This window comes from Variovorax sp. 20P10.2.4, from assembly GCF_058244205.1.
In genome coordinates this window covers 1-7236 of the sequence record NZ_JBZAYE010000382.1, presented here as the reverse complement: position 1 = coordinate 7236, position 7236 = coordinate 1, and the positions used below count along the sequence as shown (strand labels likewise).

The window sequence follows — 7236 nt, the reverse complement described above, 5'->3', positions numbered from 1 at the left end:
CGAGGAAGGCATAGCCGCCGAACAGCTCGCGGTGCACGGGGATGTCCGACAGCAGCAGCGGCACGCCCAGCGTTGCCGCCTCGGCGGCGGAGAGGTTGAAGCCCTCGAAGCGCGACAGCGAGATGAAGGCCTGCGCGCCGCGGTAGAGGCCGATCAGCTCCTCGCGCGACACCAGCCCGCGGTGGCGCACGCAGCCGCGCAGCGAGGGCACCTCGGCCGCGACCATGCGCGCCACCTCGGCCGCGCCGTTGCCCGTGATGTCGAGCCGGTCGACCAGCCCCGCGCGCTTCATGCGCTCGAACAGCCGCAAGGTGCCGCCGAAGTTCTTGTGCGGGTAGTAGTGGTAGGCCGCGATCAGGTAGCGCTCGCCCGCGGGCGCGGCCTCGGGCGGGGTCTGCATGGCGACCGCGTCGACCGGGTTGAAGATCACCGTCGAATGCGCGCAAGACCCGAAATGGCGCTCGAAGTCCTGCTGGCTGCTGCGGCTGATGAACACCACCTGCGCGTGGCTGCGCGCGAGCCGGCGCAGGTTCCAGTCGAGCCAGAGCCGCTTGGCGCGGCTGAAATGCTCGGGATGGGCCTTGTACTGCAGGTCGTGCACGATCACGATCGCGTCGCGGTGCCGGCCGAACAGAGCGAAGGGCAGGAAGTAGTTGGGGAACAGCGAGCACAGCCGCCGTTCCGCGCGCCAGGCATGCAGCTGGTGGGCGTTGTAGAGCAGGGTCTCGAGCACGAAGCGGCTGAGCCCGGTGCGGCGCGCGAGCTCGAACAGCCGCGGGTGCCGCTCGCTGGCCGAGGCGATCGCCTCGCCGGCCGACAGCCGCATGCTGCGCAGCAGCACCTCGCAGACGTTGAGCACGCCGCCGGCGCCGCGGTTGAGCCGCAGCGTGTCGTAGAAGAGGTAGTCGGGCATCGAGGAGTTCATGTGTTGGCGGCAGGACGGGGTACGAGCGCGCGGCGCGCGGGACCGAAGCCGGTGCACAGGGCACCGACCAGCAGCGCCGCGATCAGCCCCGAGGCCGCGAACGGACCCCAGCCCAGGATCGGCCCGCGCATGAAGGGCACGTAGGCCGCGAGCAGCACCAGTGCCGCGAAGTAGCCGCGCGAGAGCGGGCCGTGCGTGTCGATCGCGCGGTCGACCCGGCGGAACAGGCTCGAGAGCAGGAAGCCGAACACCAGCGGGCCCGGCAGGCCGAAGTCGAAGAAGACGGTGGCGAATTGCGCCAGCGACAGGTTGCTCTGCGAGAAGTTGCCGAGCACGGCGGGCCAGCCCAGCGGGTCGAAGTCGGGAAACAGCTTCATGTCGCGCGGCAGCACGAACGAGAAGCCCGACAGCAGGTAGCGGCCGAAGCCGAGATCGGGCGACGGTGCGCGTTCCAGCAGGCCGGCCACCACGTACATCGCATCGAAGTCGGGGCTGTAGGGAAAGGTCGCGAGCGACTCGCCCCACATGCTGCCGCGCGACAGCAGGTTGAACACCGGGCCCAGGCCCGCGATGGCGGCGAAGACGACGAAGGCCAGGGTCCAGCGCCGCGAGCGGCCGAGACAGTGGATCAACAGCGGCAGCAGGCCGATCAGCAGGATCTGGCGCGCGGTGTTGACCGGGTTCGCCGCGATGGCGGCCGCGGCCAGCGCCAGCGCGGCCAGGCACCAGGCAGTGGCCGTGCGCTGGCGCAGCGCATGGATCGCCAGCGCGACGAAGCACATCAGCACCACCAGCTTGGGCAGCGTCGAGTAGACGATGAAGTCCAGCGGCGGGTTCTCGATCTCGCCGGGCAGGCCGCGCGCCACGAAGTTGAGGTCCGCGCGCGCCAGCAGCACCGCGAAGGCCGCGCCCAGCAGGCCCAGCAACAGCAGCGGGTGCGCCGCGCCGGGCGCCGGCGCGGTGCCCGGATCGCGCAATGGTGGATCGACGACGCCGAAGCGCGCCGCCTCCACGCCGGCCATGTACAGCAGCAGCAGCATCAGCGCCTGCGTGTGCGCCACCGTGCCGATCACGCCGGCCTCCCAGAAGCTCAGGTCCTGCGCGATCTGGATCGCCGGCGCGAGCGAAAAGTAGGTCAGCAGGGTGGTGTAGTGCACGAGCAGGAACACGCTCGCGCCCGGGCCGCCGAGCAGCGCGAGCTGCAGCAGCGACAGCAGGAACACCGCCACGTAGCCCCACACCGGGTCGAGCAGGCCGCACAGCATCGCCGCGGCGAGGCCGCACCAGAAGCACAGGATTCTCATGAGCGCCTCGTCGTTCGTTCGTTTGTTCGTTCGAGGGCGGCGGCGCTCAGGCCGGCGCCAGGGTCTCGACCGGCCGCACCGCGCGGCTGTAGTCGGCATAGGTGCGCCGCAGCCCGTCGGTCAGCGGCATCGTGGCGTGCCAGCCGATGCTGGCGGCGCGCGACACCTCGAGCAGCTTGCGCGGCGCGCCGTCGGGCTGCGAGGTGTCGAACTGGATCCGCCCGCGGTAGCCGACCACCTCGCGGATGTGCTCGGCCAGCTCGGCGATCGACAGGTCGTCCCCGGTGCCGAGGTTGATGTGGGCGCGCATCGGCTCGGTGTGCGTGTCGTAGACGGCGCGCGAGAGGTTCATCACCGCGATGCAGCCGTCGACCATGTCGTCGACGTAGAGGAACTCGCGGCGCGCGCGACCCGTGCCCCAGATCAGCACGCTGGGCGCGGCGGTGGACTTGGCGAGGTGGAAGCGCCGGATCAGCGCCGGCACCACGTGGCTGTTCTCGAGGTGGTAGTTGTCGCCGGGCCCGTAGAGGTTGCTCGGCATCACGCTGCGGTAGTCGATGCCGTGCGAGGCGCCGTACTGCCGGTTGTAGCTCTCGCACAGCTTGATGCCGGCGATCTTGGCGATCGCGTAGGGCTCGTTGGTCGGCTCGAGCTGGCCGCCGAGGAGCGCCTCCTCGGCGATCGGCTGGTCGGCCAGGCGCGGGTAGATGCAGCTCGAGCCGAGGAACAGCAGCCGCGTGACGTTCGCAAGGAAAGCCTGGTGCGTCACGTTGGCCGCGATCATCAGGTTCTGGTAGATGAACTCGGCCGGGTAGCTCATGTTGGCGTGGATGCCGCCGACCTTGGCCGCGGCCAGGTAGACCTGGTCGATGCGTTCGCTCGCGAAGAAGCGGCGCACCGCCTCCTGGTCGAGCAGGTCGAGCGCCTCGCGGTCGCGCGTGACGACCTCGTGGCCCATGGCGCGCAGGCGCCTCGAGAGCGATTGGCCCACCATGCCGCGATGGCCTGCAACGTAGATACGCATAGGTTCTTTCGTGAAGTTCGGAATCCGGGATCGATGACTGCGGCGGCTTCGCTAGCCCGAGCCGCGCGCGCCGGCCACCACGGCGAAGGTCTTGAACAAAATGGCCACGTCGTGGCGCAGCGACAGCGTGGCGACGTAGTCGGCGTCCATCGCGGCGCGGCGCCGATAGCTCACCTCGCTGCGGCCGCTGATCTGCCACAGGCCGGTGATGCCGGGGCGCACCGCGCAGTAGTGGCCCCAGTAGCCGCCGTACAGGTCCTTCTGCGAGAACATGCAGGGGCGCGGGCCGACCATGCTCATGTCGCCCTTGAGCACGTTCCAGAACTGCGGCAGCTCGTCGATGCTGTACTTGCGCAGGATCGCGCCGAAGGGCGTGATGCGCGGGTCGCGGTCCAGCTTCTGGTACTTGGCCCACTGCAGCCGCGCCGCCGCGTCCTCGCGCAGGTGGCGCGCCAGCACCCCGTCGGCATCGGCCACCATCGAGCGGAACTTGTAGAAGCGGAACACGCGGCCGTTCTTGCCGTAGCGCGGCTGCATGTAGATCGCGGGCCGGCCCGAACTCAGCAGCACGCCGATCCACACCAGCGCATAGGCCCAGCCGAACAGCAGGAAGAAGCTGCCCGCCATGGCGATGTCGACGCCGCGCTTGGCGGCCATCAGCGCGCGCCCCTCGAGCGAAGGCGCGGCCGGCGCGGTCTGCAGCAGGCTCATGCGGCCGCCCCCGTTGCGCCCGGCGCGGCCAGCGGCGGCGTGAGGGCCGGATACTCGTGCGCGCGCACCCGGTAGGCGCCATAGCGGTAGGCATGGCTGCCGTAGTAGCGCTGCCGCGCATCGAGCGCGTTGAGCACCACGCCCTGGAAGCGCGCGCCCGCATGCCGCAGCTCCTTGATGCTCTGCGTCAGGTCGCCGAGCTCGTTGTCGCCGGCGCGCGCCACCATCAGCAGCGTGCCCATGTGAACGGCCATCTCGGGCGCCTCCGAGGCCAGCAGCGTGGGCGGTGCATCGACGATCACCGTGTCGTAGCGCTGCGAGAGCCGATCGAGCAGCCGCGCGAAGGCATCGCCGCACAGCAGGCCGGTGGGGTCGCGCGGCGGCACGCCGCTGGCCATCACGTCGAGTTGCGGCAGCACGGCGCGGTGGATCGCGGCCCGTTCGTCGATCTCGCCGAGCAGCAGCTCCGCCAGGCCGTCCTGCGGCGCCAGTCCGAAGTACGGCCCCAGGCTGCTGCGCCGCAGGTCGGCGTCGATCAGCAGCACGCGCCGGCCGCCGGCGGCGAGCACGACCGCCAGGTTGGCCGACACGAAGCTCTTGCCGGCGCCGGGCGTGGCGCTCGACACCATGATGCGGTTGTTGCGCGCGCCCGGCAGTGCGAACTTGAGCGCGGTGCGCAGCCGGCGCACGCCCTCGAGCGCCGGGTCTTCGGGGTGCTGCATGGCCAGCACGTGCACGCCGGGCAGGCCGTGCTGCGCCGCGCGATCGAGCAGGCGCTGGTGCCGGCTCAGCGCCACCGTGCTGTAGACCTCGAGCCCGGTGTGGGCCTCGATCTCGGCCGGGCTCGCGACCGTGGCGCGCCACGAGCGGCGCAGCAGCACCGCGCCCAGGCCCGCGAACAGACCCGCCACCAGCGCCAGGCCCATCGCGATCGCCGCCCTGGGGCGGATCGGCTTCTCGGGCTGCAGCGCCGGGTCGAGTACGCGCACGTTGCCGATGCGGCCCTCCTTCGCGAGTCGCATCTGCAGCGAGCTGTTGAGCAGCGCCACGTAGAGGTCGGTGTTGACCTTGATGTCGCGCTGCATGCGCAGCGCGTTCTGCTGCAGCTGCGGCATGCGCCGGATGCTGAGCTCGACGGTGCCGAGCCCCTTGCGCAACGCGGCGATCTGCGCGTCGATGGTCTGCACGCTGGGATCGCGCGCGGTGAAGCGCTCGGTGAGCTCGAGCCGCTTCTGGGTGGCGTCGAAGAGCTTGGCCTGCAGGGTCACGTTCTGCGTCAGCGCATTGCGTGCCTCGTCGTCCAGGCTGATGGTGCCGTTCTGGTTGCGGTACTGGTTGTAGGCTTCCTCGGACTGCTCGAGCTGCGACTTGAGCTTGGGCAGCTCGCCGCCCAGGAAGTCGAGCGCGCGCTGCGCCTGCGCGGTCTTCTGGTCGATGTTCAGCCGCACATAGAGCCGCGCCACCTCGTTGAGCAGGGTGGCCAGCTGCATGCGGTCGCCGTGCTGCCAGCTCAGGTCCATCACCGAGGACTGCTTGCCCTTCTCGATCACGCGCAGGTCGCGCTGCAGCGCGAGCAGCGTGAGCTGCTTCGACTGGCGCACCAGCTCGAACTGCGCGCCCGGCAGGCCGGCCATCGAGCCCACCAGCAGGTGCAGCGGCCCGAGCGCGGTCTCCACGTCGAGCGGCGCCCCCACCGTGCCGACGATGGGCTCGGCCAGCTTCGGATGCGTCAGCGTGAAGCTGCTGCGCGTGCCCGCCGTGAGCAGGAAGCGCGAGCCCTCGAGTTCGGGCGGCACGTCCATCTGCGCGACGACGATGCGCTCGGCGCCGTGGACGTAGCCGCCCATGCCCAGCAGGCCGGGCTGCGACAGTTCCCTGGTGCCGCGCGCGAGCCAGGCGCCGATCAGCGGCAGGTACAGCGGCCGGGCCTCGATGTAGAGCTTGGTGTCCTCGATCGCCTGGCCCAGCACCAGCCGCGACTTGAGGATCTCGGCCTCGCCCGCGGTCGGCGTCTTGGCGTTGAGCGCGCTGCTCGCCGACTCGCCCAGCAGGGTGCCGCCCGAGCGCTCGGCGTCTTCCACCTGCAGCAGCACGTTGGCCTCGTACACGCGCGGACCGAACAGGGTGTAGAGCGCGCCCAGCAGCAGCGCGGCCGCGACGAACTTCGCGATCGTCCAGCGGTTGTCGAGGAAGAGGTCAATGTGTTCCCGCAGGCGCGAGCGCGCCAGGGGAGCATCGGCCGGCGGGTCCGCGGGCGCGGGGGCCGCGATGAGCGATCGGGCATTCATGGGTTCACCTCGTGGTCTGTCGGGGGCGGGAGCGGGGGAGCCTGGCGAGCGGTGCGCCATCAGCGGCGGCTCGCCGTGCCGCCGAGGTTCACGACCTGGGCGGCGGGCAGGATCAGGCTGATCACGCGGTTCCAGCGCACCAGCGGCACCGGGTCGATGTAGACCACGTCGCGCGGCCGCAGCTCGAAGCGGTCCGCCAGCGCGAGCGCCACCGGGTTCTTCGCGTCGAGGTGGTAGACGTCGGGCACGTCGCCGCTCGCGTTGCGCACCACGTAGATCTGTCCGGGCGAGGAGGTCTGCAGCTCGGGACCGCCGGCGTCGCCGAGCGCCTCGTTGAGGCTCAGCCGGCCGTTGCGCATCAGCAGGGCCGAGGGCCGCAGGATCTCGCCCATCACGTAGACGCGGCTGTCGTCGCGCGTGCCGACGTTCACGACGTCGCCGCTGCGCAGCGGGATGCGGCCCGCGTCGTAGCCCTGGACCTGCAGCGCCGGCAGGTCGATCGTCAGCGCGCGCCCGCCGCGCGTGAGCACGATGCGCGAGCGGTCGGCGCTGGCGTTGGTGCTGCCCGCGCGGCTCAGGGCCTCGGCCAGCGTCATCGGCACGTCGGTGAAGATCTGCAGGCCCGGCATGCGCACGTCGCCCTCCACGTAGACGCGGCGGCTGCGGAAAGTCTGGATGCGCGCGCTGACCAGCGGGTCCTTGACGAAGGGCGCGATGCGCCTGGCGATCATCTCGGAGGCGGCGCTCTCGGTCAGGCCTTCCACCTTGGTGCGGCCGATGTAGGGAAAGCTGATCTCGCCTTCGCCGTCCACGATGAAGCCCGGCGCGACGCTCACGCCGGTGGCGTCGGTCTGCTGCGAGATCACGGCGCCCTGGCTGGGCATCAGCTCCGGATGGCGGTAGACCACGATGCCGATCACGTCGCCGGCGCCGATCGTGTAGGCCGGCGACTTGCCGAACAGTTCGCGGACCTCGGGCGACGGC

At 70.9% G+C, this 7236-nt stretch carries 6 protein-coding genes; all 6 read right to left on the bottom strand.

What is annotated here, in order from left to right; all coding sequences use genetic code 11:
* Positions 1 to 925: glycosyltransferase (locus tag AC27VN_RS27625; RefSeq protein ID WP_490878600.1), on the bottom strand; the 925-nt coding region annotated here is incomplete at its 3' end.
* Positions 922 to 2229 (bottom strand): hypothetical protein, encoded by a 1308-nt coding sequence (locus AC27VN_RS27620; RefSeq protein WP_490878599.1) that lies wholly within the window; start codon positions 2227 to 2229, stop codon positions 922 to 924. The genes AC27VN_RS27625 and AC27VN_RS27620, both read right to left, overlap by 4 nt.
* Before the next feature lie 46 nt (positions 2230 to 2275).
* The gene (locus AC27VN_RS27615) at positions 2276 to 3253 is read right to left on the bottom strand and encodes a GDP-L-fucose synthase family protein (protein ID WP_490878598.1); all 978 of its coding nucleotides are present in this window, start codon (positions 3251 to 3253) and stop codon (positions 2276 to 2278) included.
* Between the two features lie 51 nt (positions 3254 to 3304).
* Positions 3305 to 3964 carry a sugar transferase gene (locus tag AC27VN_RS27610; RefSeq protein WP_093350076.1) on the bottom strand — a complete coding sequence of 220 codons (660 nt, stop codon included), beginning with the start codon at positions 3962 to 3964 and terminating at the stop codon, positions 3305 to 3307.
* Entirely contained in the window at positions 3961 to 6252 is a 2292-nt protein-coding gene (locus tag AC27VN_RS27605) for a polysaccharide biosynthesis tyrosine autokinase (protein ID WP_490878597.1), read from the bottom strand. Before AC27VN_RS27605 ends, AC27VN_RS27610 begins: the two co-directional genes overlap by 4 nt.
* Before the next feature lie 59 nt (positions 6253 to 6311).
* Positions 6312 to 7236: polysaccharide biosynthesis/export family protein (locus AC27VN_RS27600; protein WP_490878596.1), on the bottom strand; the 925-nt coding region annotated here is incomplete at its 5' end.